This window comes from Achromobacter xylosoxidans (assembly GCF_002192695.1).
In the GTDB taxonomy this organism is placed as follows: Bacteria; Pseudomonadota; Gammaproteobacteria; order Burkholderiales; family Burkholderiaceae_B; genus Achromobacter; species Achromobacter xylosoxidans_C.
This window is the reverse complement of sequence record NZ_MTLG01000125.1, coordinates 22,461-46,564: the sequence shown is the minus strand read 5'-3', so window position 1 is coordinate 46,564 and position 24,104 is coordinate 22,461. Positions and strand designations below refer to the sequence as shown.

The following is a 24,104-nucleotide window of genomic DNA, read 5'->3' as shown; positions in this document are numbered from 1 at the left end:
TTGGTGCCGCACGCCTGGCGGCTTATTCCGCGTAGCGCAGGCCTGCGCGTACAACGTTGCGCAGTGAACCTATCCCGTCCACCCAACACTCCACGATGTCGCCATCGCGCAGGAAAACGGGAGGCTGGCGGGCCGCTCCTATCCCTTCGGGCGTACCGGTCAGGATGACGTCGCCGGGCAGCAAAGTCAGTCCCTGCGATAGTTCCGCAATCACACGGGCCACGCTGAAGATCTGGTTGCGGGTATGGCCTGCCTGCATGCGCGTGCCATTGACCTCGCAGCCCAGGGCGAGATTCTGCGGATCGCCGATCTCGTCCGCTGTCACCAGTACCGGCCCCATCGGGCAGGTCGCGTCCAGGCTCTTGCCCTTGAACCACTGCGCGCCATGCGCGCGCTGCAGATCACGCGCGCTGAGGTCATTAGCCACCGTGTAGCCGAACACGTGGCCCAGGGCATCCTCCTCAGCAATATCGCGTCCTTGTTTGCCGATCACCACGGCCAGCTCGACTTCCCAGTCCAGCTTGGACGTGTAGGCTTCATGCAGCGGGACGCTGTCTTGCGGCCCGACGACGGTGGTGGGCAGCTTGCTGAAGAAAGTGGGGCGTTCGGGCAGCTCGACCTCCTGCCCTTCGCGCTTGCCCTTGCTTTCGTCGTAGTGCTTCAGGTAGTTCCAGCCCACGCAGAACACATTGCGCTGCGGCACGATGGGGGCAAGCAAGCGCACCGAATCCAGCGGCACGGCCGCGCCGCTGGCCTGCGCGACCTGGCTCAATAGCGTCTGCACGTCGGCCACGCCCTGAAAGGGCGTGATGGCCTGGCCGTCCAGCCGGCCCAGGACCGGGCCGGATTCGCTGGCATAGCGAACGATTTTCATGGGTGTCAGTCCGCAAGACGGGCCTGGCCCTGGATTTCCACCAGGATCTCGGGCTTGGCCAAGGCGGATACTTGCACCAGCGCGCAGGCAGGAAAATCGCCGCTGAAGAATTCACGGCGCGCCTTCCATACTTGCTGGTTGTCCGCCATGTTGGTCAGGAAGATCGTCATCGTGACCATGTCATCGATCTGGCCGCCCGCGGCTTCCAGCAGATGCTTCATCTTCGCAAAAATGACCTGGGCCTGTTCATAGGCATTCGCGCCCTGGATGGTGCTGCCGTCGTTGGCGCGGGCGGTCAGCCCCGACAGATAGACCGAGTCTTTCACGCGCAGGCAGTTGGACCACAGGCCGGGCTCGGCTTCGGCGACGTGGGGGCTGGTGATGCGGACTTTCTGGACCATGGGATTTCCTGTTCAGGGTAGGGTGGAACTGCCAATTAAAATAACAGTGATATTTCACAGTTATATCAATGCTAGGCGGCAGACCCGAACGAGTCAAGGCCGAGCCGGCCTCGCAGGCATACGCATTTACCCTGGGAACGAGAGCGCTGCACCGGCAAATTGCCCCGGCGAAACCTGTGGATAAGTTTTGGGATAAGCCTGGTGGCAAGCCAGGGAAAAACGGTGGATTGCCGGGGGATATCCCGGTGGATAGGCGGTGAATAGCAGGTGGATAGCCTGTGCACAACCAGACCCCGTCATGAAAAAAGGCGCGGGCTACTGAGCGCCCGCGCCTTTTAAATCAATGACTTGCGTATTTCAGGACTTCGGTAAAAACGCCTGCACCAGTTTCACCCAATAAGTTGCGCCTACCGGCAGCAAGGCGTCGTTGAAGTCGTAATTCGGGTTGTGCAGCTGGCATGGGCCCATGCCGTGATAGGTCTCCATGCGGTGGTCGCCGTCGCCATTGCCCAGGAACAGATAGGTTCCCGGCACCGCTTCCAGGAAGAACGAGAAGTCCTCCGCGCCCATGAAGGGCGGCATCTCGCGCTGCACATTTTCGGCGCCGAACGCGTCTTCGGCGACCTGGGCGGCGAAAGCGGTTTCCTTTTCCCAGTTCACCAGCGGGGGATAGGCGCGCACGAAATCCAGTTCGCCGGTGCCGCCGTAGACCTGCGGCAGGGTGGTGGCGATGCGGCGCATGTCGGCCTCGATCTTGTCCAGGGTCTCCACCGAATAAGTGCGCACAGTGCCGCGCAGCACGGCTTCGCCAGGGATCACGTTGTAGGCGTCGCCCGCGTGGATCTGCGTGATCGACAGCACGGCCTGGTCCAGCGGATTCTTGCTGCGCGAGATCACCGTCTGCAGGGCATGCACCATGTCGGCCGCGACGATGATGGGGTCCACTGATGCATGCGGCTGCGCCGCATGGCCGCCCACGCCCTTGATGACGATGTCCCAGCGGTTGCTGGACGCCATGGTCGGTCCCGCGCGGAAGCCGAACTGGTTGACCGGCATGCCGGGCATGTTGTGGATACCGAACACCGCATCGCAGGGGAATTTCTCGAACAGGCCGTCCTGCATCATGGCGCGCGCGCCGGCGTTGCCGCCTTCCTCGGCCGGCTGAAAGATGAACACCACCGTGCCGTCGAAATCGCGATGTGTGGACAAGTACTGCGCCGCCCCCAGCAGCATCGTGGTGTGTCCGTCGTGGCCACAGCCGTGCATGCGTCCGCTGATGGTGGACTTGTGCGCAAAGCGGTTGTGCTCGGGCATGGGCAGCGCGTCCATGTCGGCGCGCAGGCCGATGGTCTTCTTGCCGCTGCCGCCGCGCAATATGCCCACCACACCGGTTTTCCCCAGCCCGGTGTGGACTTCCAGGCCCCAGCCGCGCAAGCGCTCCGCCACCAGCGCGGACGTGCGCGTTTCCTGGAAGGCGAGTTCCGGATGCGCGTGGATATCCCGTCGCAATGCGGTGAGGTCGCCGTGGGCGCGTTCGATTTCGTCTATGGTTTTCATGGCTGTGGATAAGGCGTAAGAGTTGAATTCACGTATCGTTCAGATGGCAGGCGCTGAACTGCCCCGGGGCCACTTCGCGCAGCAGCGGCCGCTCTGCCTTGCAGCGCGGCATCGCATGCGGGCAACGCGGGTGGAAAGCGCAGCCCGTCGGCGGGTCCAGCGGCGACGGCAGTTCGCCCTTGATGGGCTGGTAGCTGCGCCGCCCCGGCTGCAACGTCGGCAGTTCCTTCAGCAAGGCCTGCGTATACGGATGGTTGGCGCGCCGGAAAACCGTATCGGTGGGTGCCAGCTCCACCACGCGGCCCAGGTACATGATGGCCACGCGGTCCGATATGTGGCTCACCACGCTGAGATTGTGGCTGATGAAAAGATAGGTCAGGTCCAGGTCCGCGCGCAACTGTTCGAACAGATTAAGCACCTGGGCCTGGATCGACACGTCCAGCGCGGCGACCGCCTCGTCGCAAACGATGACCGAGGGCTTGAGTGCCAGGGCCCGCGCAATGCCTACGCGCTGCCTCTGGCCGCCAGAGAACTGATGGGGATAACGCTGTGCAAAAGCCGGATCCAGCCCCACCTGGCGCATCAGCCCGGCCACGTACTCGGCCTTGTCGCGCGCGCGGACCAGACCATGCGCCACGGGCGCCTCGCCGATGATCTCGCGCACGCGCATGCGCGGGTTCAGCGAAGCATAGGGATCCTGGAAGATCATCTGCACGCCCAGCTCATAGGCGCGGCGTTCGGGACCCGGCATGGCCTTCACGGCGCGGCCCTTGTAGCTGACCTCGCCTGCGGTCGGTGGCAAAATGCCGGACACAATGCGGCCCAGGGTGGATTTTCCACAGCCCGATTCGCCCACGATGCCTATCACTTCACCCGCCCGCACATCCAGGTCGACGCCCGCCACCGCGTGCACGACCTGCGTCTTCAACCCCGCTCCCAGCAGGTTGGCGATACGGCCTGCCAGATCCACGGGCTGCACGAAGCGCAGCTCGACCCCGCGCAGCGACAGGATGGGGACCGCGGGATCACGTTCTGCGGCGTTCATTTGATGTCTGGTCCTCCAGCATGCCAGCAACGCACCCATTGCGCCGGGCGCACCTCCACGGGCTGCGGTTCGACCAGACAGGCGTCGGTGGCGCGCGGGCAGCGCCCGCGGAACGCACAGCCTTGCGGCAGGTTGAGCAGCGACGGCGTCATGCCTGGAATCGGGACCAGCGGCCTGCCGCGGGATTCGGGCGTCGGTATGGAGGCGATCAGGCCATGCGTGTAAGGATGCATGGGATGGCTGATGACGGCCTGCGTGGTGCCGGTTTCCACCACGCGCCCCGCATACATGACCGACACGCGATCCGCCAGGCCCGCCACCACGGCAAGGTCGTGCGTGATCCAGATCAGCGCGGTGCCGGTCTCGCGGCACAGCTTCTGCACTTCGAACAGGATCTGTCCTTGTATGGTCACATCCAGCGCCGTGGTGGGCTCGTCCGCGATGATCAGGCGCGGTGAATTCAAGAGCGCAATCGCGATCGCCACGCGCTGCCGCATGCCGCCGGACAATTGGTGCGGATAGGTGCGCAGGCGCTCCTCGGGCGAGGGGATGCCGACCATGGCGAGCGTCTGCAGCGCGCGCTGGCGGGCCTGCTCGCGCGATACCTTGCTGTGCGCCTGCACCGCCTCGATCATTTGCGTGTCAACGCGCAGCACCGGGTTCAGGGTCATCATGGGATCCTGGAAGATCATGGCGATCTCCTGGCCCCTGAGCTCGCGCCAGCGCGCGGGCGTCGCGCCGCGCAGGTCCTCGCCGTTGAACCGCAAGGTGCCGTCGACGATGCGGCCCGGCTCATCCAGCAAACCCATCAACGAAAAGCCGGTAATGCTCTTGCCCGATCCCGATTCGCCCACCAGCCCCAGGATCTCGCCTTCGGCCAGCATCAGGTCCACGCCGTCCACCGCCTTCACCACGCCGTTGCGCGTGTAGAAGTGCGTCTTCAGGCCATGCACCTCAAGGATGGGCGTAGGCGCCGCCAGGGACTTTTCCACAGGTGTCTGCATTGCGCCCGCCCTCAATTCGCGTGGCGCGGGTTGAGCACATCGCGCAGATGGTCGCCCACCAGGTTGATGGCGACGATGGCCAGCGCCAGCGCAATGCCGGGAAAGAACGAAATCCAGTACTGGCCGGACAGCAGGTACTCGAAGCCGTTGTAGATCAGCATGCCCAGCGACGGCTCGGTGACCGGCACGCCCACGCCCAGGAACGACAAGGTGGCCTCCAGCGCAATCGCGTGCGCCAGGTCGATGGTGGCGATCACGATCAAGGGCGGCATACAGTTGGGCAGCACATGGCGAAACAGCACGCGCCCCCAGGACAGCGACATGCAGCGCGCCGCTTCCACGTATTCCTTGCCGCGCTCGACCAGCGCCGCGCCACGCGCGGCACGCGCGAAATACGCCCACTGCACCACGATGAGCGCGATGATCACCTTATCCACACCCTTGCCCAGAATCGCCAGCAACATCAGCGCAACCAGGATGGCCGGGAACGACAACTGGATATCCACAACCCGCATCAGCAAGGCGTCGATGCGGCCGCCGAAATAGGCCGCCACCAGGCCCACCGTGGCGCCGATGCCAAAGGCCGCCAGCACCGACACGCTGGCCACCAGCAGGCTGGTGCGCATGCCGTACAGAATGGCCGAAAACAAGTCGCGCGCCAGGCCATCGGTGCCCAGCCAATAGCGCATGCTGCCGTCGCCGCTTTCGCTGCCCGGCTTGAGCTTGGAATCCATGATGTCCAGCGTCGCCAGGTCATAGGGATTCTGCGGCGCGATCCAGGGCGCAAGCAGCGCGGCGCCCACGATCACGACCAGCATGATCAAACCCAGCGTGGCCAGCTTGCTGGCGAAGAAGTCAGACAGGAAGCGGCGCCAGGGCGTTTGCTCCTTGGCCTGAACCGGGGGCGCGGCGGCGGTGGCGGGTGTGTTCATCGGCGGCTATCCAAGCGTACGCGGGGGTCCAGCACCGTGTAGATGATGTCCACCACCAGATTCAACATGACCAGGAAGAACACGATCAACAGCAGATACGCCACCACCACTGGACGATCCAGATTGATGATGGAATCGATCAGCAGCTTGCCCATGCCCGGCCAGGAAAACACGGTTTCCGTCACGACCGCAAAGGCCATCACCTGGCCGAATTCCAGGCCCGCCACCGTCACCACCGGGATCAGAATGTTCTTGAGCAGATGCACGCCCAGCACGCGCTTTTCAGACAGGCCCTTGGCGCGCGCGAACTTGATGTAGTCCATGGGCAGGGCTTCGCGCGTAGCGGCGCGCGTCACGCGGATGATCATGGCGCACTTGGCGAAGGCGATCGTGGCCGCGGGCAAAGCCAGGCTCAGCCAGCCGTCGAAGGTTAGTACGCTCAACTGCAGCGAGCCGATGCTGACGGTCTGGCCGCGCCCGCCCGCCGGCACCCAGCCCAGTATCACGGCGAACACCATGATGAGCATCAGGCCGACCCAGAAGTTGGGCAGCGAGAAGCCCAGCACCGAGCCCGTCATGATGGCGCGCGAACCCACTGCCTTGGGCTTGAGTCCCGCCAGGATGCCCAGCGGCACGCCGATCAGCACCGACAGCAGCATGGCCACACAGGCCAGTTCCACCGTGGCCGGCATGCGCTCCAGGATCAGCCTCATGGCCGGTTCGCCCGTCAGGAAGCTGTTGCCGAAGTCGCCGCGCACCGCCTGGCCCATGAAGATCAGGTACTGCCGCCATAGCGGCAGATCCAGACCCAGCGATGCGCGCACCGCAGCGCGCTGCGCCTCGGTCGCTTCCGGGCTGGCCAGCATCGACACCGGGTCGCCCACCATGTAGATGCCGGCAAAGACCAGCGCCGACATGACGAGCATGACGACGACGGTCTGCAGCAGCCTTCTTACGATCGTTGCAAGCACTAGCGCCTTACTTCTTCAGTGTTGCAAACTGTGCGAGCGTGACCTGGTCTGGGCGGCCTTGATAGCGGATGTCGCTCTTCATCGCCCATACCGACAACTCGAAATGCACAGGCAGCATGGCGTAGTCATCCATGGCGATGTTGCTGGCCTTGGACAAGAGGTCCGCACGCTTGGCATCGTCCATGGTCGACGAGGCTTCCTTCACCAGCGCGTCCATCTTGGGATTGGAGTAACGGCTGCGGTTGGTGGTGCCCAAGCCCGCTTCGGGATTGCGCGTCACCAGCAACGAGGTCAGCGCGTTGGACATCTCGCCGCTGGTCACGGACCAGCCCGCCAGATAGGCCGAGAACGCATAGCTGTCGCGGTTCTTGAAGAACACCGGAGGCGCCATCGCATCCACGCTGGTCTTCACGCCGATGCGGGTCCACATCGACGCGATCGCCTGCGCCACCTTCGAATCGTTGACATAACGGCCCGACGGCGAGCCCAGCGTGATGGAAAAGCCGTTGGGATAGCCGGCTTCCTTCAACAGGGCCTTGGCCTTTTCCACATCGGCCTTGGGGGCCTTGGAATGCTCCTTGCTGGAACCGAACATGGGATAGGGCAGCAGATTGCCCGCGGGCAGCGCCACCCCGCCCATCACGCGCTCGACCAGCGCATCGCGGTTGATGGCCAGCGACAGCGCTTCGCGCACGCGCTTGTCCTTCATGGGGTTCTTTTCGGTGCCCTGCACGCCAGGCGAGGGCTCGGCGAACTGGTCCAGCGCCAAGTACACGACCCGCACCGACGGCGTTTCCTCGACATACAGTTTTTTGTCGCCCTTGAGCTTGGGCAGGTCATCGGTCGGGGGATCCTCGATCATGTCGACGTCGCCAGCAAGCAGCGCGGCCACGCGCGCGGCCGCGTTGCTGATGGGACGGTAGACCACGCGATCCCATTCGGGCTTCTTGCCCCAATAGTTGTCATTGCGCGCCAGCACGAATTCGGCGCCGCGCTTCCACGACACGAACTTGTAGGGACCGGTGCCTATCAGGCCGTCGCCGCTATTGAGTTCCGTCGTCGTCTTACCCTCGGCCGCCGGGCCCGACGCCGCCTTCTTGGACATGATGGGCAACTGCGCCAGGTTGACCAGCAGGTTCGGCGCCACGTCCTTGGTGGTGATGCGCACGGTGCTGGCATCGACCGCCTCGGTCTTCTCGACCGAGCCCAGGTACAGCGTGAACGGCGAAGGACTGTTCGGCACCTTGGGGACCCGCGCATACGTAAAGACCACATCTTCCGCGGTGAACGGCGTGCCGTCGGAGAACTTCACATTGGGGCGCAGCTTGAAGGTCCACACCTTGCCGTCCACGGTCCAGGACTCGGCCAGCGCGGGTTGCGGCTTGAGCTGCGCGTCGGTGGCAACCAAGGTATCGAAAATGGTCTGGGAGATCTGCGTATTGGGCGTGAGCGCGTGATACTGCGGATCCATCGAGGAGGGTTCGGTCTTCAAGGCGATCACCAGATCGCGGGCCATAGCCGAACTGAAGGTGCCAAAGGCCAATATCACCGCGGCTGAGCCGCAGGCCAAGACACGCGAAAACCGAGATGCCATTGTGATCTCCCTGGATTGTTTCGGGTTTTGAACCTCCGGGCCACATTAACCAGCAAACAAGGGACGGCGCAACAGTTATATTCCCTTATTGTTCTCGCCTTGCCTTGCCCGAAATATGTCCGCCTACGCCCCCATCGCCGCCATCGCAACCGCCCCCGGAAGAGGCGGTATCGGCGTCGTCCGCATCTCCGGCACGGACCTGTCCGAACTCGTGCGCCGCCTGTTCCAACGCGAACTCACGCCGCGCCATGCGCACTACCTGCCGTTCAAATCCGGTACGGGCGAATTGCTGGACGAAGGCATCGCCATCTATTTCCGCGCGCCGCATTCCTATACCGGCGAAGACGTGCTCGAACTGCAAGGGCATGGCGGCCCCGCAGTGCTGCGCCGGGTGCTGGAAAGCTGTCTGGCCGCCGGCCGCGACCTGGGCATCCGATTGGCCGAGCCGGGCGAATTCACGCGCCGCGCCTTTCTCAACGACCGCATGGACCTGGCTCAGGCCGAAGCCGTAGCCGATTTGATCGAGGCCTCGTCGGTAGCCGCCGCGCGCGGCGCCATGGCGTCGCTGTCGGGCGACTTTTCCGCGCGTGTGAACGACCTGTCGGACCGCATCATCCACTTGCGCATGCTGGTCGAGGCGACCCTGGATTTCCCCGAGGAAGAAATCGACTTCCTCGAAAAGTATCAAGCCCGCCCGACACTGGCAGCGCTGACCGCGGACCTCGCCAAGCTGATCGCGCAGGCGCGCCAGGGCGTGATTCTGCGCGAGGGCCTGCACGTGGTGCTGGCCGGGCAACCCAACGTGGGCAAGTCCAGCCTGCTCAACGCGCTGGCCGGCGACGACATCGCCATCGTCACCCCGATCGCGGGGACCACCCGCGACAAGGTGGTGCAGGAGATCCACATCGACGGCGTGCCGCTGCATATCGTCGACACGGCGGGCCTGCGGGAAACCGAGGATACGGTGGAAAGCATAGGCATAGCGCGCACCTGGCAGGAGATCGAGCGCGCCGACGTGATCCTGCATCTGCAGGACGCCACCCAGCCCGGCGACGAACTGGACGCCCAGATCACCGCGCGCCTGCCGCCGCGCACGCCGGTGCTCAAGGTTTTCAACAAGGTGGATCTGCTGTCCACACCTTTTGCCGCAGGCCCTCAGGAACTCGGCATCTCGGCCAAGCGCGGCGCGGGCCTGGACGAATTGCGCGCCGAATTGCTGCGCATCGCCGGCTGGAATCCCGGCGGCGAATCGCCGTGGCTGGCGCGCGAACGGCACCTGCATGCGCTGCAGGATGCGGCGGAGCACCTAGAGCTGGCCGGCGCGCACGCTGAACAGGACGACCGGGTACTGGATCTGTTTGCGGAGGAACTGCGGCTGGCGCACGACAGCCTGTCCAGCATCACGGGCAAGTTCACCAGCGACGATCTGCTGGGCGAGATTTTCTCCAGCTTCTGCATCGGGAAATAACCCGAAATCCCGCGTGTTGCGGCGCCGCAGCCCTGCTACTCAGTGCTTGCGCGCCGCTTCGACCAGGCATTCGGACAGCCGGTCGAAATGCGACAGCGCGGCCTGGCTGAGTTCGACCTGCTTGCGGCGCGCGTCCTCGGTGTCGACCAGCAATACCCAGCCTTTCTCGCGCATGGATTTCAAGCGGGCGTGCAGGGTAGCAGGCGAACCGATACTATCGACCGCCATCACGTCGCGCACGGACAAGCGGCGGTGTTCCTGCGATGCGCGCGCGATCAGCGTAAGTATGCGTTCTTCCATGGGATCGAGCGATGGCAGCGCAGGCAGGCCGCGCAGCGCGTCGGCCAGGCGCAGAAAGCGCAAGTAGATATCGGCAGGTCTCTTTTTTTCTTTCATGGATAATGGACGCGGCGACCGATAAGCGGCGGAATTCGAGGCATGGAAAACATTCTAGATCAGGGTAAATGGGCTCTGGTGACGATAGTGCTGTTCCTGGGCAGTCTGGTAGTCAATGAATGGGTGTTTACCAACCTTGAGTTCGTGCGCGGCATCAACTGGATCTATCTGCCCGCGGGCGTGCGCCTGATATGCACGCTGCTGTTTGGCCTGCCGGCAGCGCTGGGCTTGCTGGCGGGATCCTGGCTCGCCTGCTTTTTCTACTACTTCCCCGACGACGTCCTGCGCTCGGTGGCCGGCGGCCTCATGGCCGCCGCCGCTCCCTATCTGGCCTACCGCTGGGCCAGGTCGGCACTGCGACTGCAGCCGGACTTGAGCAACCTTACTGCCTGGCGCCTGCTGGTCTGCGCGGCGGTCTATGCGCTGATGAACACGACGATTCATCATCTCTGGTTCTTTCTCCAGGGAGAAAGGGCCGCGCTCGCGGATAGCTACATTGCGATGCTGACCGGCGACATCACGGGATCCTTGTTCGTGTTGTACACGCTCAAGATGGTCGGGGCGATGGGGCGCTCAGTCCTGCGCCGGCGGCACGCATGACCACGCAAGATCCTGCGTACCGGCTCAGCCCGTCACTATGGCTGAATCGTCTTGGGACTCGCTCTCTTCCTTGATCCGTGCGGCAGCAGCTGATCCGGCCTTGCCCAATGCCTGTTCGGCCCGCTCGGCCAGCTGGCGCATTTCGCGCGCTCTTTTGCCATGCAGCACCCGGCCGAATGCATTGAGGTTGAGCACCATGGTTCTCAACTCCGACAATTCGTTCTCCGACAAGGCAATACCGCTATCCCTGTGCTGCTCGATCCGGTCCAGCACGCCTGAACAAGCTTCGTGGAACCTTGCATACTCGTTCCACAGGTTGTCGGGCGCGCCATTCGCCGGAAAAGACGTATTAGGTGCCATTGACACTCCTTTGCGGGATCACTCAGCATTTTCTTCGGTGATCGCACATCATCTTCGGGGTATATACGCGAACTATTAGTTATAAATTTTATAACTAATTCGCAAAACAATCTTTGGACGGTCCGAGCGTCTTATATTTCTGGGAAATCCGTCCACGCCGGGCGGCGCACTAACCGGAACTCGCATGCCTCCCGACATACGCATCGCCACCCTCCGCGACCTGCCCGACATCGAGCGGATCGTCGCGCAAGCCTACGGCCACTATGTCGCGCGCATCGGCGCGACGCCTGGACCGATGCTCGATGATTACCCAGCCCGCATCGCACAAGGCGTGGTCCATGTACTGCGGGTGCGCGATACCGTGCAAGCTGTGCTGGTCCTGATTCAGGAGGCCGATTGCCTGTTGCTGGACAACATCGCAGTCGCTCCGCAAGCGCAGGGAAAAGGCTATGGCCGCGACTTGATGCAGTTCGCGGAACACGTGGCGCGCCGGGCCGGCTATGCCAGCATCCGTCTCTACACGCAGGAGAAAATGACCGAGAACATCGCTATCTACAAGCGATACGGTTATGTGGAAACCCATCGCGCCGAGGAGATCGGATTGAAGCGCGTCTTCATGAAAAAAGCCCTGATTTAAGGGCTATTCTTCATTCTTCATTAATGCGAGTATTTACTCGTATTAATGAAACCTTGTCACTCGTCACGCTCCTTGGCAACGACGCGCTGCGCGCGCCGGTTGCTGGCCAGCGATTTCGCGTACACCGAGTCCGGCCGTATGCGATGCGCAATGACGTAGCCCGTGATGCAGGCCAGCATCAGCGGCAGCATGACCTCATAGCTGAGCGTCATCTCGAAGATCATCAGGATCGACATCAATGGCGCATAGGTGGTGGCGGCCAGCAGGGCGCCCATGCCCACCACCGCATAGCTGGATACCGCCGACAGATCTCCAGCCGGAAACAAGGCCTGCAGGCCAGTCCCGTACAAGGCGCCCAGCGCCGCCCCCACGAACAGCGTGGGCGTGAAGACGCCGCCCACCGCGCCCGAACCGACGCTGGCCGCGGTGGCCAGCGTTTTCAAGAGCAGGATGGCGGCGACCGCCTGCCAGGCCCACTGCGTATGCAACATGCTGTTGACCACGCTGTAGCCATTGCCCCAGACCTCGGGGTTCACCACCGACAAGGCGCCGACGATCAGACCGCCCAATGCCATGCGCACCCATAGCGGCGCGGGCACGCGGCCGAACGCGGCGCGCGCGGTGTCGAGAAAGCGCAGGAATTGCGGCGCCGCCAGGCCGGCGATCACCCCCAGGCCCAGATAGTTGATGACTTCCCAGCCGGACACGAAAGTGAAGGGCGGCATGTGAAAAACCGCGTCGTAATGCAGTATTTGGCGCGTCACAATGTTTGCCACGACCGACGATACGACCAACGGCACCAGAGTAGCCGAAGCGATCGCGCCAAAAACTATCTCGGAAATGAACAAGGCGCCGGCAATGGGCGCGTTATAGGCGGAAGTGATCCCCGCCGTGGCGCCGCAGGCGACCAACAAGCGCAAATGCCGCGGCGGCAGCACCAGATAACGTCCCGTCAGGGATGACAGCATCGCCGCCAGCTGCACCATGGGACCCTCGCGGCCGATGGAGGCGCCGGAGCCGATGGAAAAAATCGACGACAGGCTGCGCGCGACCGTCTGGCGAAAGCCGATGACTCCGCGGCCGATGGAAATCGCCTCCATATAGTCCGCTGCGCCGCGCTTGGGCAGCCATCTGGCCGCCATTTGCAGGATGGCCCCGGCAATGGCGCCGCCCATGGCCGGCATCAGAAAGCGTTGCCAGGGACTCAGCCCCCGCGCCAGGGACACCATGCCATGGGGAGTGTCCTCGCCCCCGAGCAGCATCTGCGTCCACGCCAGCATCTCCCGGAACACCACGGTGGCCAGTGCACCCAAGAGGCCCATCAGCGCCGCCGCGCAGAGCGTGGCCGGCAAGTTGTCCGCCAACAAACGGCTTCTCAGCCAGATTGCCCACCCTGATTTCTTGATTCTGATTTCTGTCGCCATGGCGGAATTCTACGGCGGAACCTGCTCACTTTTTGTTCAGTTCCCAGTCAAGAACGGCTGCGCGTCTCCCCTCGAATCCCCCGGTTCGCGAACGCCTTGTGGGGCCGCTAAAGGCCTCCTGAACGGCGAAAACGCAGGTAGGCAGCGAGGCGTTTTTCGGGGTAAAAGTGCCGTTTTTGAGACCGGTTCGGCAGAAAGGGGCTGTGGATAACTCCTAAGTAGACGCCTTGTGCACATTTTGTGGAGGCAAGTTGAACAAGCAGGGGTTTCGGACAGGGTCCAAAATCTTGTCCAACTTCAGCTTTTTTCCCACACAGAGTTCTTGCACAGCCAAAAACGGCTGCAAGCTGATGAAAGAAAAGAGGTTTTCAAGGTTAAGGTAGTTATCCACAGGCCTTATTAATCATTAGTCTTTATATAAAGAGAAATAAAGGAAAAGCCAAACATGCTCTCCCATTCCGCCCAGCCATCCCCCCCCGGACTCCGTCCATGCGCATCCTCCTGATAGAAGACGAAGCAGAACTTGCCCGCTGGCTTTCAAGAAGCCTGGCCAGGCACGCAGGTTTCGTCGTTGAGTGGGCAGATGACGGGCTGGTCGCCGAAAGAAGACTGGCGATGGAAGAATTCGACGCGGTCATCCTCGATCTGGGACTACCGGGCATGGATGGCCATGCTTTGCTCGCGAAGATTCGCGCGCGGGACGACCGTACGCCGGTCCTGGTCTTGACCGCGCGCGATTCGCTGGCCGAAAAAATCGGGACGCTCCACCAGGGAGCTGACGATTTCCTGCCGAAACCGTTTGTTGTGGAAGAGTTGGAAGCGCGATTGATCGCACTCATCCGGCGCAGCCGTGGGCGTGAACACCCGCGGCTTACGCTGGGAAACCTGGTTTTCGAGACTTCCGCTCAAAAATTCACGGTCAGCGGACAGCCCTTGCAGTTATCCCCACGTGAACACTCGGTTCTGCGGGTACTGATCCAAAAAAGCGGCGAACCCATCAACAAGCAGCAGATCCTGGACCGCATCCTGACCGACGACGCGGACATCAATCTGGAAGCCATCGAGGTCCTGGTGCACCGTTTGCGAAAAAAATTGGCGGATACCGGTGTGCAGATCGTGACCATGCGCGGCATGGGCTACTGCCTGGAGAACCTTGTTGACAACTAGAAGTGCGGAAAAAAAGGGGTTTTTCGCCGCAAAAAAGCGTAATCGCACCCTGAAAACCCAGCTCCTCTGGTGGCTGATCCCGACACTGGTCTTCGTGATGATGGGCGCCCTGTGGCTGTCGAACCACCAGCTGCGCAACCAGGTCGACATAGCCTATGACCGTTCGCTTTCTGGCGCACTACGCGCCATCGACCACAACATATCCACAGCCAGCGGTGGATTAGCCATGGAGCAGCCATACCTGATGCTGGAATTTTTCGAGCTGACGGCCAATGGCAGCGTGTTCTACCGGGTCGCCACCGAGGACGGGCTGGCCGAAATCGGCAGTCCGGGCCTGCCCATGCCTGCCGAACCCCTGGTTTCCGGCGAACCACGCTTTTTCTACGCCGATTACCAGGGCACGCCTGTGCGGGTTGCGGCGCTGGCGCGTCCCATGGATCCGCCTCTGTACGCAAACAAAGGGGGACGGGTTATCGTGCAGGTGGCCGAGGGCCTGGATACCCGCCAGGCCTTCCTGCACCAGGTGCTGGTGCGCTCGGTGGAGCGGGACCTGGCCGTGATCCTGATCAGCGTTCTGGTGATCATCCTGGGGGTTTTCATGGCGCTGCGCCCCCTTGCCAGGCTACGGCAGGAGGTGGAAGGGCGTTCTGCGGACGATTTAAGCCCCGTGAGCGCGTCGGACATGCCAGGGGAGGTCCTACCCCTAGTCGGGGCCGTAAACCTCCACATGGCCCGTTTTGCGGCCCAGGCGAGGGTCCAAAGCCAGTTCCTGGACGACGCCTCGCACCAATTGCGCACCCCTTTGTCGGTTTTGCGAACCCAGACGGCCTATGCCTTGCGCGAAACAGACCCCCAGGAGGTCCGTACAGCCCTTCTGGCGATGCAGGAAGGCCTGGACAGGGCTGTACGCACCACCAACCAAATGCTCGCTCTGGCGCGCGCTAAAGACGCCTCGCTGGCCGAAGGCGGTTTCAGCCCCGAACCGGTCGACCTGGTCGAACTGGCCGACGCGGTCATCCGCATCCTGCTTCCCACTGCCCGGGCCCGCCAGCTGGACATCGGCCTGGAAGCCGAGATCCGGCCAGTGGTGGTGCAGGGGGCCGACTGGCTGCTGAGGGAGGCGGTCAGCAACCTGGTGGACAACGCCATCCGCTACACCTCGCCAGCGGGGGAAGTCACGGTGAAGATCCAGATCGAACCCGGGCGAGCCAGGCTGGTGGTCGAGGACAGCGGCCCCGGCATGTCCGCCGAGGACATCGCCCGCGCCTGCGTCCGCTTTCGTAGGGGCGCGGCCGGCAAGAACAAGCCTGGCGCCGGCCTGGGCCTGGCCATCGTCGGCACCATCGCCGAGATCCTGGGCGCGCGCCTGGTGCTGGAGAACCGGGTGCCGCAGGCGGGTTTGAGGGCTGCACTGGTGTTTACCCTGGGAAATGGGACAAATGCTGCGTCGCACCAGGAAAACCACGGAATTTGAAAGCTTTTGGAAAGCTTCGGTTTTGTACGGTTGCGTCCACTGGGGCCGTTATTGCGGAAAGAACCGTCTGAGCAGAGCTTCCAGCCATACCTAGACCTATAAATTTCGGAGACGCAAAAAATGCAGACTAGTCTGAAACTACGCCTGGCCGCTGTCGCGGCGCTGGGCGCGATTACCCTGTCCCTGGGCGCAGCCCACGCGGCCGACGAGCCGCGCCGCCCGGAATGCATCGCGCCTGCCCAGCCTGGCGGCGGTTTCGACCTGACCTGCCGCCTGGCCACCGAAGGCCTGAAGCAAAGCGGCGCGCTCAAGACCGCCATGCGCATCGTTTACATGCCTGGCGGCATCGGCGCCGTGGCCTACAACAACATCGTGGCCCAGCACCCGAATGAACCGGGCACCATAGTGGCCTTCTCGGGCGGTTCGCTCTTGAACCTGGCCCAGGGCAAGTTCGGCAAATACAACGTCAACGACGTGCGCTGGCTGGCCGCCATCGGCACCGACTACGGTGTGGCCGTGGTCCGCAACGATTCTCCGTACACCGACCTGAAGAGCCTGATGGAAGCCTTCAAGCAGGATCCGACCAAGATCGTGCTGGGCGCGGGCGGCACCGTGGGCAGCCAGGACTGGATGAAGGCCGCGCTGACCGCCAAGGCCGCGGGCGTGGATTTCAAGAAGATGCGCTTCGTGGCGTTTGAAGGCGGCGGTGAAGCCGTCACGGCCTTGCGCGGCGGCCACATCCAGGCCTACATGGGCGACGCGGCGGAAGCCTTCACCATGCTCGAAGGCGGCGCCCCCATCCGCGTGCTGGCCGTGTTCAACGACCAGCGCCTGCCGGGCAAGCTGGGCACCGTGCCCACCGCCAAGGAACAGGGTTACGACATCGTCTGGCCGATCATCCGCGGCTTCTATGTCGGTCCGAAGGTGTCGGACAGCGACTACCAGTTCTGGGTCGACGCCTTCAACAAGGCCACGTCCTCGCCCGAGTTCGACAAGCTGCGCCAGCAGCAGGGCCTGTTCCCGTTCAACAAGACCGGGCCTGAGCTGGACGCCTACGTGAAGAACCAGGTCAAGGCCTACGGCGAACTGGCCGACTCTTTCGGCCTGGTCAAGAAGTAAGCCGCAAGGCTCTCCTCCCTATCGCGTTTTTCAGGGTTCCCCGCCGCCGGCATTGCCGCGGCGGCAGGGGAGCGCTGCGCCACGCGATGCGACTACAACGGAAAAGTGATCATGAACGATCGAATATTGGGCGTGGCGGCGCTTGCGCTGGCCGCCTTCATGACCGCGGCGGGTTGGGGAATCGAAGCCCCCTTCGCCTATGAGCCGGTAGGCCCGCGCGCCTTTCCCCTGCTGCTGGCGCTGATCATAGGCCTGTGCGGCCTGTGGCTGGTCTACAAGGGCGGCCATCAGGTCGAGGCCAATCCGCCTGGCGCCAATGCGCGCATCGCGCTGATGATGGCGTTCGTGGTGGCCTATGCCTTCGTGTTCCAGTGGCTGGGCTTCGTGATCGCGACCACCTTGATGACGATATTCGTCGGCCGTCTGTTCGGGGGCGGCTGGGTCAAGTGCGCCATCGGCGGCGCCGTCATGAGCGTCCTGTTTTTCTTGCTGTTCGACAAGGTGCTGGACGTGGTCCTGCCCACCGGTTTGCTGGAGACCCTGATATGAGCGGCATTCTTGATCACCTGGCGATAGGCTTTGGCGTAGCCTTTTCGCTGACCAACCTGCTGGTGGCCATGATCGGTTCGTTCATCGGCACCATGGTGGGTGTGCTGCCCGGCCTGGGACCGGTCAACGGCGTGGCGATGCTGATCCCGATCGCGTTCGCCATGAACCTGCCGCCCGAGACCGCGCTGATCCTGCTGGCTGCCGTGTATGTGGGCGCCGAGTACGGCGGCCGCATCACCGCCATTCTGTTGAACGTGCCGGGCGAGGCCAGTGCCATCATGACGACGCTGGACGGCTATCCGCTGGCGCGGCAGGGCATGGCCAGCGTTGCGCTGTCGCTCTCTGCCTGGTCCGCATTCTTCGGCGCAATCGTGTCGGTGGTGGGCATCATCCTGCTGGCGCCGTTGCTGGCCAAATGGGCCTTGGCTTTCGGCCCCGCCGAGTACTTCGTGCTGATGATTTTTGCGTTCTGCTGCCTGACCAGCCTGCTGGGTAAACAACCCGTGAAGGGCGTGCTGGCGGCGATGATAGGCCTGTCTATTTCGGTGGTGGGCGTGGACGCGAATTCTGGGGTCTATCGCTACACCTTCGAGTCGGTGCATCTGGCCGACGGCATCGAATTCGTGGTGGTGGTGATTGCGCTGTTCGCGGTCAGCGAGATGCTGGAGATGCTGGAAAAAGTGGTGGCGGGGCACAGCGTCGAGGTCAAGCCCAGCGGCCGCAAGCTGTTCAATCTGAAGGAAGTGGCGCTCACCTGGTGGAGCGTGGTGCGCAGTTCGCTGGTGGGCTTTGGCGTGGGCGTGTTGCCTGGCGCAGGCGCCAGTGTGGCCGCGGCCGTGGCGTACTCGCAGGAAAAGCGCATCATCGAGGCCAAGGATCCGGATGCCAAATTCGGCAAGGGCGACATGCGCGGCCTGGTCGCGCCGGAAGCTGCCGCCACGGCCTCGGCCATTGGCTCGTTCGTGCCGATGCTGACGCTGGGCGTGCCCGGTTCGGGTACCACTGCCGTGATGATGGGCGCGCTGACGCTCTACAACATCACGCCGGGTCCGGTGCTGTTCGACTCCAAACCCGAATTGGTGTGGGGCTTGATCGCCTCGCTGTTCGTGGCCAACGTTCTGCTGTTCGTCATGAACGTGCCGCTGGTGCGCTTTTTCTCCAAGGTGTTGTCGGTGCCGGGATGGCTGATGGTGCCGGGGATCCTGTGCATCAGCTACATCGGCGTCTATGCCATCAACGCAGGAACCTTTGACCTGCTGCTGGTCGCGGGCATCGGCGCGCTGGGATATTTCTTGCGCAAGTTCGGCGTGCCCATGGCGCCGCTGGTGCTGGGCGTGGTGTTGGGCAACATGATGGAGCAGAACCTGCGCCGCGCCCTGTCGATGACCGATGGCGACGTGGGCGTGTTGTTCGCCAGTCCGGTATCGATCTCGATGTGGGTGGGGGCGGCTGCGGTCGTGATCGTGCCGCAGATCATGCGTCGTATGCGCAAGGCGAAAAATCTTGCCGCTGGTCCGGTCTGATCCGTACGCGGCGCGGCTGTTGCAATGGGCAGCAGCCGGTCGCGGGATCTGGGCCGGAAATTGCAAAGGGCGCCTTATGGGCGCCCTTTTTTTGTTCGTGAATTCGCTCTGCGTGGCCTATTTTTTAATACGAGCTTTTATTCATATTTTTCAATGAAAGCTCTTGTATATAGAGTCGGCGGAGATATTGAGCTCACTAGTAAGCCATCAGCATCGGACGTCAAACCTGCGCCAGACGTTCCAAGGCAGCATCGAGCGTTGCATCCTTCTTCGCGAAGCAGAAGCGCACGATGCGATGGTTGGATTCGGGCGCATCGGGCTGGCGGTAGAACGCCGATACCGGTATCACCGTGACGCCATGATTCACCGTCAGATCGCGCGCGAAGTCGGCCTCGTTTTGCTTGGAAATCTGGCTGTAGTCGGCCAGCAGAAAGAACGTGCCCGGGCTGGGCAGCGGACGGAAGCGCGTCTTGGCCAGCCCTTGCGCCAGGCGGTCGCGCTTGGCCTGATAGAAGGCGGGCAGGTCCAGGTAAGGCTTGGGGTCGCGCATGAATTCGGCCAGCGCGAACTGCATGGGAGAAGGCACGGTGAACACCATGAATTGGTGTACCTTGCGCAACTCGGCGCTGAGCTGGCGCGGTGCGCAGCAGTAGCCGATCTTCCAGCCAGTGGTGTGATAAGTCTTGCCGAAGGACGAGATCACAAAGGCATGTTCGGCCAGCAGCGGGCGGCGCGCCACGCTGGCGTGGGGCTTGCCGTCGAACACGATGTGCTCGTAGACCTCGTCGGACACCAGCAGTACGCCGGTGTCGCGCACGATGGCTTCCAACGCGTCCAGGTCGCTATCGTCCAGCACTGCGCCGGTCGGATTGTGCGGAAAGTTCAGCATCAACAGGCGCGTCTTCGACGTGATGGCGTCGCGTACGCGTTGCCAGTCGATGCGGTAGTAGGGGTCGGCCTCGGTGGGCGCGCGCAGCGGCACCGGCACCGCGGTGCCGCCGGCCAGGCGGATTGCCGGCAGATAGGAGTCGTAGCAGGGCTCGATGACGACGACCTCGTCACCGCTGCCCACGGCGGCAAGTACGGTTGCCATTAGCGCTTCGGTCGCGCCGCTGGTGACGGTGATCTCGGTTTCCGGATCGTAGGCATGGCCGTAGAGTTCGCGCGTCTTGGCGGCGATGGCTTCGCGCAGGGGCGCCACGCCCGGCATGTAGGGATACTGGTTGTGGCCGTCGGCCATGGCCTTGGTTACCAGGGCGCACAAGGCAGGGTCGGGATCGAAGTCGGGAAATCCCTGGCCCAGGTTGATGGCCTTGTGTTCGATGGCCAGGCGGCTCATCACGGTAAAGATGGTGGTGCCAACGTCGGGAAGTTTGGATCGGATCATGGTGGACGCGAGAGTGAACGTTGCTAGCAGAGAGAGTTTTCGTAAGTATCCCACTAACTCATAATTCGTTTTTCACATGAGCTTAAGGCGCGGCGGTATCGTGGTTCAGAACATGTTGTGGAGAGTATTGGGCGGTCTGGCGCTCGCATTGGCGGGCGCGTTGTTGGCGGTGTGGGCGCATGTCCCGTTGCCGTGGATGCTGGGCGCTTTGCTGGTGACCGCCGCGACGCGCATTGCGGGCTTGGGCACGGCGTGCCCGAGGCCGGCGCGCAATGCGGGCCAGTGGGTCATCGGCACTTCATTGGGCCTGTACTTCACGCCGCAGGTAATCGGCCACATTGGTAGCAACGCGGGGCCCATCATCGTCGGAATGCTGTTCGCGCTAGGCTTGGCCTTCATGGGCACGGCAATCCTGCGCCGCTACACCGACGTCGATTTCAAGACAGCCTGGTTTTCTTCCGCCATCGGTGGAGCCAGCGAAATGGCGAACCTAGCCGAGCGCCACGGCGCGCGCATAGACCGCGTGGCGACGGCGCATAGCGTGCGCGTGCTGATGGTTGTGGTCACCGTGCCCTTCATCTTTCAGTGGTGGGGCGTGGCGGGTCTGGATCCCACTGTGCCCGGACCCAAGATCGTCCACGGTTGGGGGCTGGCGGCACTGGTTGTGCTGACCTGCATCGGCGGCGCCGCCTTCATGAGGCTGCGGTTGCCGAATCCCTGGGTGCTCGGCCCAATGCTGGTCGCCATGATCCTGACGGTCAATGGCATCGAGCTGTCGGCGCTTCCTGATTACGTGCCGAAGATAGGCCAGTTGCTGATCGGCTGGTCGCTGGGCGACCGTTACCGGCCGGATTTCTTTCGGGCGGCGCCGCGCTTCATTGCCGCGGTGGCGTGCTTCACGGTGGCTGCGCTGGCGCTCGCGTTCGGTCTGGGCGCCTTGCTGTCGCTATGGTCGGCCGCTCCCATTCCGACCTTGATTCTGGGCACCACGCCGGGCGGCATTGCCGAGATGGCCATTACCGCCAAGGTGCTGCAGCTGGGTGTTCCGGTGGTGACCGCATTCCACGTCATGCGCATGGTTTTTGTGGTGATTGTGACCGGGCCGATCTACGCTTTTCTAGCGCGTCGACAGCGTGGCAGCGCCTAGCGGAACGAGACCCAGTATTAAAAATACGACATTGGGGTAAACAACTATATGAGTCTGTAATGCGTGCTGAGTATGCTGATTACGCAGTTGATTCAAGCAGCGCGCGGACTCGTTCTGCAGCTAGGCGGCAAACGTGAACGCAGCAGCAACGCAGGTATTTCTACCGGTCGTTCAGTTCTCACGGCGTCCTTGATTCATTGCATTTCGAGTTAATTACAGGACGCTAGAAAAAATGGCTCAGAAGGGCAAAGTTAAGTGGTTCAACGCTGACAAGGGTTACGGTTTCATCACGCCGGACGTTGGTGGTACCGATGTTTTCGCACACTTTTCCGCCATCCAGGGCCGCGGCTATCGCAGCCTGAACGAAGGCCAGGAAGTCGAATTCGAAGTCAAGGATGGTCCGAAAGGACCTCAAGCGGCCGAAATTCGCCCGCTCTAAATCGGGAAATCCCAATTTCCCGTCTGCCAGGTCCGACCTGGCTACAACGCCCCAAGACCGTATGGTCTGGGGCGTTGTTTCATTTGGCCGCGAATGCCTGCGCTGCCTGTTCCACGCAGATAGTTAGTATTCACTAACATATTCTCCAGCCGTGGATAAGTTTGTGGATAATTATTTTCGGGCATGAGCATTTTCATGCTCAGCAATGAAGCAATTGCGTATCGAGCGCTAGGTTTTACACAGTTATCCCATCTTTCCTGGAACGATGCCGCTACGCGGTCATGGCGTTTGAGCTGATCCGGAACTGCGGTGACGGTCATGTTTAAACATGGCCTTTCCCTAGGGAATACAGGCATTTAAGGCGATTTCTGGGGTGAGTTTGAGTCAGAATAGGTCGGCACGGCCATACTGTTTCAGGGCCGCTCTGGCCCGCTTTTACCCGGGCGGAGGCCGGTTGTTCACAAAGATATCCCCATCCGGGTTATGCACAGAATTACACCCTTTGGTGGCTCAGGCGAAGGCGTCAGCCTGTGGATAGAAATGGGGATAGGCACCGGAAGATGGGGGCACGGCCTGCTGCTTACCCGGCCGCCGCGCGATCCTGAATGTCAGGAGTGGAACCCGGCCTTGGGTTCGCGGTAGAGACAATCTTCACCCAGATCCCGTTCGGCGAGTTTTCCACAGGGTTCACATGAAAGGCTGGACCTCGCCCAAAAGGATGATGGTGCACTCTGTCATGGCGGTGCAAGATTGTTGTCTGGTCAAGGAATCAGCACCCAGATTGCCGGCGGTTTCCGCCTAGTGGTAGACCGCAGGACGGGAGCGCGTGGATAGGTTTGGGGATAATCCGCGGCCAGAATTTTTAGCGGTATTTTGACCGGAGCGCAGTTGCAGAGTTCCAGGTGAGTTGCAGAGGCGAGCGCATGTTGTGCACGTTTTCGAAAACTTACTGTGGCTTCTAGGCTGATCTTATCCACATAGTTTTCCACGGTATTTTGCGTATGCACGGCCTCGTATTGGCCATGGAATTTCCTAAGTCTGACAAGCATCCAAAATAGAAATTATCCATTGCTGTCATAGGGAAGACGTTGTGCATTTGTGCTTTTTCATGCTTCTTGGCACTTTGCCGCCCTCGTTGAATGCCCTCGGATTTTTCGGCGACCTGTGCTGTCCAGCTGCGACTTATCCCCAGAATTGTTCCACGTGAAACGGCTAATTTCGGCAGCTAGCGGATTTGGTAGCTGTTGATAACGCTGTGCAGAATTGCATAGCTTGTCGGGGCGAGGCTTTCTGGTGCATCTCGCGCTCTGACGAGTTTTCCGGAATCCAATCATTCGTGGCCGGCACGCCTGGTCCTTGTCCCTCGACCACCGAGGAAGGCATAACGTTGTTTTCTGATTTTCCAATGTCACGCTGTTTCAGGTCCCAGCCAGTTTCGATACGGGCCCGATGAGCCTTGATCTGACCAGATAGTCGCGAAGTGAGCAGACTGATCATCGCGCTACGGTGGCTAGTTAGGTATGCCGCTGCTCGCGGGCAGGGATTACTTGGTGGTTCATGATCGTTTAGGTTTCACGTGAAACCAAAAAAACGACTCTGTTTTGGGTAAGGGGTAGGGTAGGGGTTCGAAAATTGCTTTTTTCTTGGATGAATCTTCATGAGGTTGCCATCAGAAGATTCGCTTGAAGAATGGAATTGGGGAATCCTTAGGTTCTTTCTGTTGAGCTCGATGCTGAATGTTGAACCGGAGATTGCAGGATTCTTCGATTTCAAAGTTGGCTTCACCTGTTTCACGTGGAACATAGACTGATTTGAGATCTGCTTTCTTGCGATCGGCCTCTTCTTTAGGGGGCATGTTTCACGTGAAACAGCGTCTTCAAGCAGCACTCTGTCGATGTTTCACGTGAAACATCGATGGGGCGAGGGAAGCCGGAACTTGTAGAAAGAGTTCCTTCTATAGGCCGACGTGTTACTCCATTGCCTTAGCCTTCGCGCCGCGCAAGCGCCAAGTAGATGTTCCGATCCATCCTGCTGCG

Annotated in this window: 23 protein-coding genes; 10 read left to right on the top strand and 13 right to left on the bottom strand. The window is 61.9% G+C overall.

Annotated features, from left to right (window positions below; all coding sequences use genetic code 11):
• Positions 1 to 22: 22 nt before the first annotated feature.
• The 8 genes from BRO63_RS31910 to BRO63_RS31875 form a co-directional block, all read right to left on the bottom strand.
• Positions 23 to 874, bottom strand: a complete 852-nt coding sequence (locus tag BRO63_RS31910; RefSeq protein ID WP_088143541.1) for a fumarylacetoacetate hydrolase family protein — start codon at positions 872 to 874, stop codon at positions 23 to 25.
• 5 nt (positions 875 to 879) lie between these two features.
• On the bottom strand, positions 880 to 1,275 hold the full coding sequence (locus BRO63_RS31905) for a RidA family protein (protein ID WP_088143540.1): 396 nt from the start codon (positions 1,273 to 1,275) through the stop codon (positions 880 to 882).
• A 357-nt stretch (positions 1,276 to 1,632) separates the two neighbouring features.
• Positions 1,633 to 2,832 (bottom strand): M20 aminoacylase family protein, encoded by a 1,200-nt coding sequence (locus tag BRO63_RS31900; protein WP_088143539.1) that lies wholly within the window; start codon positions 2,830 to 2,832, stop codon positions 1,633 to 1,635.
• Between the two features lie 28 nt (positions 2,833 to 2,860).
• Positions 2,861 to 3,877 carry an ABC transporter ATP-binding protein gene (locus tag BRO63_RS31895; RefSeq protein WP_088143538.1) on the bottom strand — a complete coding sequence of 339 codons (1,017 nt, stop codon included), beginning with the start codon at positions 3,875 to 3,877 and terminating at the stop codon, positions 2,861 to 2,863.
• Positions 3,874 to 4,881 (bottom strand): ABC transporter ATP-binding protein, encoded by a 1,008-nt coding sequence (locus BRO63_RS31890; RefSeq protein WP_179215269.1) that lies wholly within the window; start codon positions 4,879 to 4,881, stop codon positions 3,874 to 3,876. The genes BRO63_RS31895 and BRO63_RS31890 overlap by 4 nt, the downstream gene beginning before the upstream one ends.
• Positions 4,882 to 4,892: 11 nt before the next feature.
• On the bottom strand, positions 4,893 to 5,813 hold the full coding sequence (locus tag BRO63_RS31885; protein WP_088143536.1) for an ABC transporter permease: 921 nt from the start codon (positions 5,811 to 5,813) through the stop codon (positions 4,893 to 4,895).
• Positions 5,810 to 6,784 carry an ABC transporter permease gene (locus BRO63_RS31880; protein WP_088143535.1) on the bottom strand — a complete coding sequence of 325 codons (975 nt, stop codon included), beginning with the start codon at positions 6,782 to 6,784 and terminating at the stop codon, positions 5,810 to 5,812. The genes BRO63_RS31885 and BRO63_RS31880 overlap by 4 nt, the downstream gene beginning before the upstream one ends.
• A gap of 7 nt (positions 6,785 to 6,791) precedes the next feature.
• Complete coding sequence (locus BRO63_RS31875; protein WP_088143534.1) at positions 6,792 to 8,378, bottom strand: ABC transporter substrate-binding protein; 1,587 nt, start codon at positions 8,376 to 8,378, stop codon at positions 6,792 to 6,794.
• A 115-nt stretch (positions 8,379 to 8,493) separates the two neighbouring features.
• Between BRO63_RS31875 and mnmE the strand changes: the two genes are divergently transcribed.
• Entirely contained in the window at positions 8,494 to 9,846 is a 1,353-nt protein-coding gene (gene mnmE / locus BRO63_RS31870) for a tRNA uridine-5-carboxymethylaminomethyl(34) synthesis GTPase MnmE (protein ID WP_088143533.1), read from the top strand.
• Between the two features lie 39 nt (positions 9,847 to 9,885).
• Here mnmE and BRO63_RS31865 read toward each other — a convergent pair whose 3' ends face one another.
• Complete coding sequence (locus BRO63_RS31865; protein ID WP_088143532.1) at positions 9,886 to 10,242, bottom strand: MarR family transcriptional regulator; 357 nt, start codon at positions 10,240 to 10,242, stop codon at positions 9,886 to 9,888.
• A gap of 42 nt (positions 10,243 to 10,284) precedes the next feature.
• Between BRO63_RS31865 and BRO63_RS31860 the strand changes: the two genes are divergently transcribed.
• A complete protein-coding gene (locus BRO63_RS31860; RefSeq protein ID WP_088143531.1) occupies positions 10,285 to 10,842 on the top strand; it encodes a hypothetical protein in 558 nt (185 codons plus the stop codon).
• A 24-nt stretch (positions 10,843 to 10,866) separates the two neighbouring features.
• Here the strand turns inward: BRO63_RS31860 and BRO63_RS31855 are convergent, their stop codons facing one another.
• A complete protein-coding gene (locus tag BRO63_RS31855; RefSeq protein ID WP_143219533.1) occupies positions 10,867 to 11,202 on the bottom strand; it encodes a hypothetical protein in 336 nt (111 codons plus the stop codon).
• Positions 11,203 to 11,386: 184 nt separating this feature from the next.
• Here BRO63_RS31855 and BRO63_RS31850 point away from each other — a divergent pair, with 184 nt between their 5' ends.
• Positions 11,387 to 11,839 carry a GNAT family N-acetyltransferase gene (locus BRO63_RS31850; RefSeq protein ID WP_088143529.1) on the top strand — a complete coding sequence of 151 codons (453 nt, stop codon included), beginning with the start codon at positions 11,387 to 11,389 and terminating at the stop codon, positions 11,837 to 11,839.
• 56 nt (positions 11,840 to 11,895) lie between these two features.
• On the opposite strand, the gene BRO63_RS31845 is transcribed toward BRO63_RS31850, so the two are convergent.
• On the bottom strand, positions 11,896 to 13,263 hold the full coding sequence (locus BRO63_RS31845) for a ClcB-like voltage-gated chloride channel protein (protein WP_088143528.1): 1,368 nt from the start codon (positions 13,261 to 13,263) through the stop codon (positions 11,896 to 11,898).
• A 489-nt stretch (positions 13,264 to 13,752) separates the two neighbouring features.
• Between BRO63_RS31845 and BRO63_RS31840 the strand changes: the two genes are divergently transcribed.
• From BRO63_RS31840 to BRO63_RS31820, 5 genes are all read left to right on the top strand, one after another.
• The gene (locus BRO63_RS31840; protein WP_088143527.1) at positions 13,753 to 14,430 is read left to right on the top strand and encodes a response regulator; all 678 of its coding nucleotides are present in this window, start codon (positions 13,753 to 13,755) and stop codon (positions 14,428 to 14,430) included.
• A complete protein-coding gene (locus BRO63_RS31835) occupies positions 14,420 to 15,904 on the top strand; it encodes a sensor histidine kinase (protein ID WP_088143526.1) in 1,485 nt (494 codons plus the stop codon). Before BRO63_RS31840 ends, BRO63_RS31835 begins: the two co-directional genes overlap by 11 nt.
• A 120-nt stretch (positions 15,905 to 16,024) precedes the next feature.
• The gene (locus BRO63_RS31830) at positions 16,025 to 17,023 is read left to right on the top strand and encodes a Bug family tripartite tricarboxylate transporter substrate binding protein (protein WP_088143525.1); all 999 of its coding nucleotides are present in this window, start codon (positions 16,025 to 16,027) and stop codon (positions 17,021 to 17,023) included.
• A 111-nt stretch (positions 17,024 to 17,134) separates the two neighbouring features.
• On the top strand, positions 17,135 to 17,572 hold the full coding sequence (locus BRO63_RS31825) for a tripartite tricarboxylate transporter TctB family protein (RefSeq protein WP_088143524.1): 438 nt from the start codon (positions 17,135 to 17,137) through the stop codon (positions 17,570 to 17,572).
• On the top strand, positions 17,569 to 19,095 hold the full coding sequence (locus BRO63_RS31820) for a tripartite tricarboxylate transporter permease (RefSeq protein WP_088143523.1): 1,527 nt from the start codon (positions 17,569 to 17,571) through the stop codon (positions 19,093 to 19,095). The genes BRO63_RS31825 and BRO63_RS31820 overlap by 4 nt, the downstream gene beginning before the upstream one ends.
• Positions 19,096 to 19,315: 220 nt before the next feature.
• Here BRO63_RS31820 and BRO63_RS31815 read toward each other — a convergent pair whose 3' ends face one another.
• Positions 19,316 to 20,482 carry a pyridoxal phosphate-dependent aminotransferase gene (locus tag BRO63_RS31815; RefSeq protein WP_088143522.1) on the bottom strand — a complete coding sequence of 389 codons (1,167 nt, stop codon included), beginning with the start codon at positions 20,480 to 20,482 and terminating at the stop codon, positions 19,316 to 19,318.
• A 76-nt stretch (positions 20,483 to 20,558) separates the two neighbouring features.
• Between BRO63_RS31815 and BRO63_RS31810 the strand changes: the two genes are divergently transcribed.
• Positions 20,559 to 21,629: an AbrB family transcriptional regulator gene (locus BRO63_RS31810; protein WP_088143521.1), complete on the top strand. Its 1,071-nt coding sequence runs from the start codon at positions 20,559 to 20,561 to the stop codon at positions 21,627 to 21,629.
• 232 nt (positions 21,630 to 21,861) lie between these two features.
• Positions 21,862 to 22,068, top strand: a complete 207-nt coding sequence (locus BRO63_RS31805) for a cold-shock protein (RefSeq protein ID WP_006216596.1) — start codon at positions 21,862 to 21,864, stop codon at positions 22,066 to 22,068.
• 41 nt (positions 22,069 to 22,109) lie between these two features.
• Here the strand turns inward: BRO63_RS31805 and BRO63_RS34100 are convergent, their stop codons facing one another.
• Positions 22,110 to 22,388, bottom strand: coding sequence for a hypothetical protein (locus BRO63_RS34100; protein ID WP_143219532.1), 279 nt, complete (start codon positions 22,386 to 22,388; stop codon positions 22,110 to 22,112).
• Between the last annotated feature and the right edge of the window lie 1,716 nt (positions 22,389 to 24,104).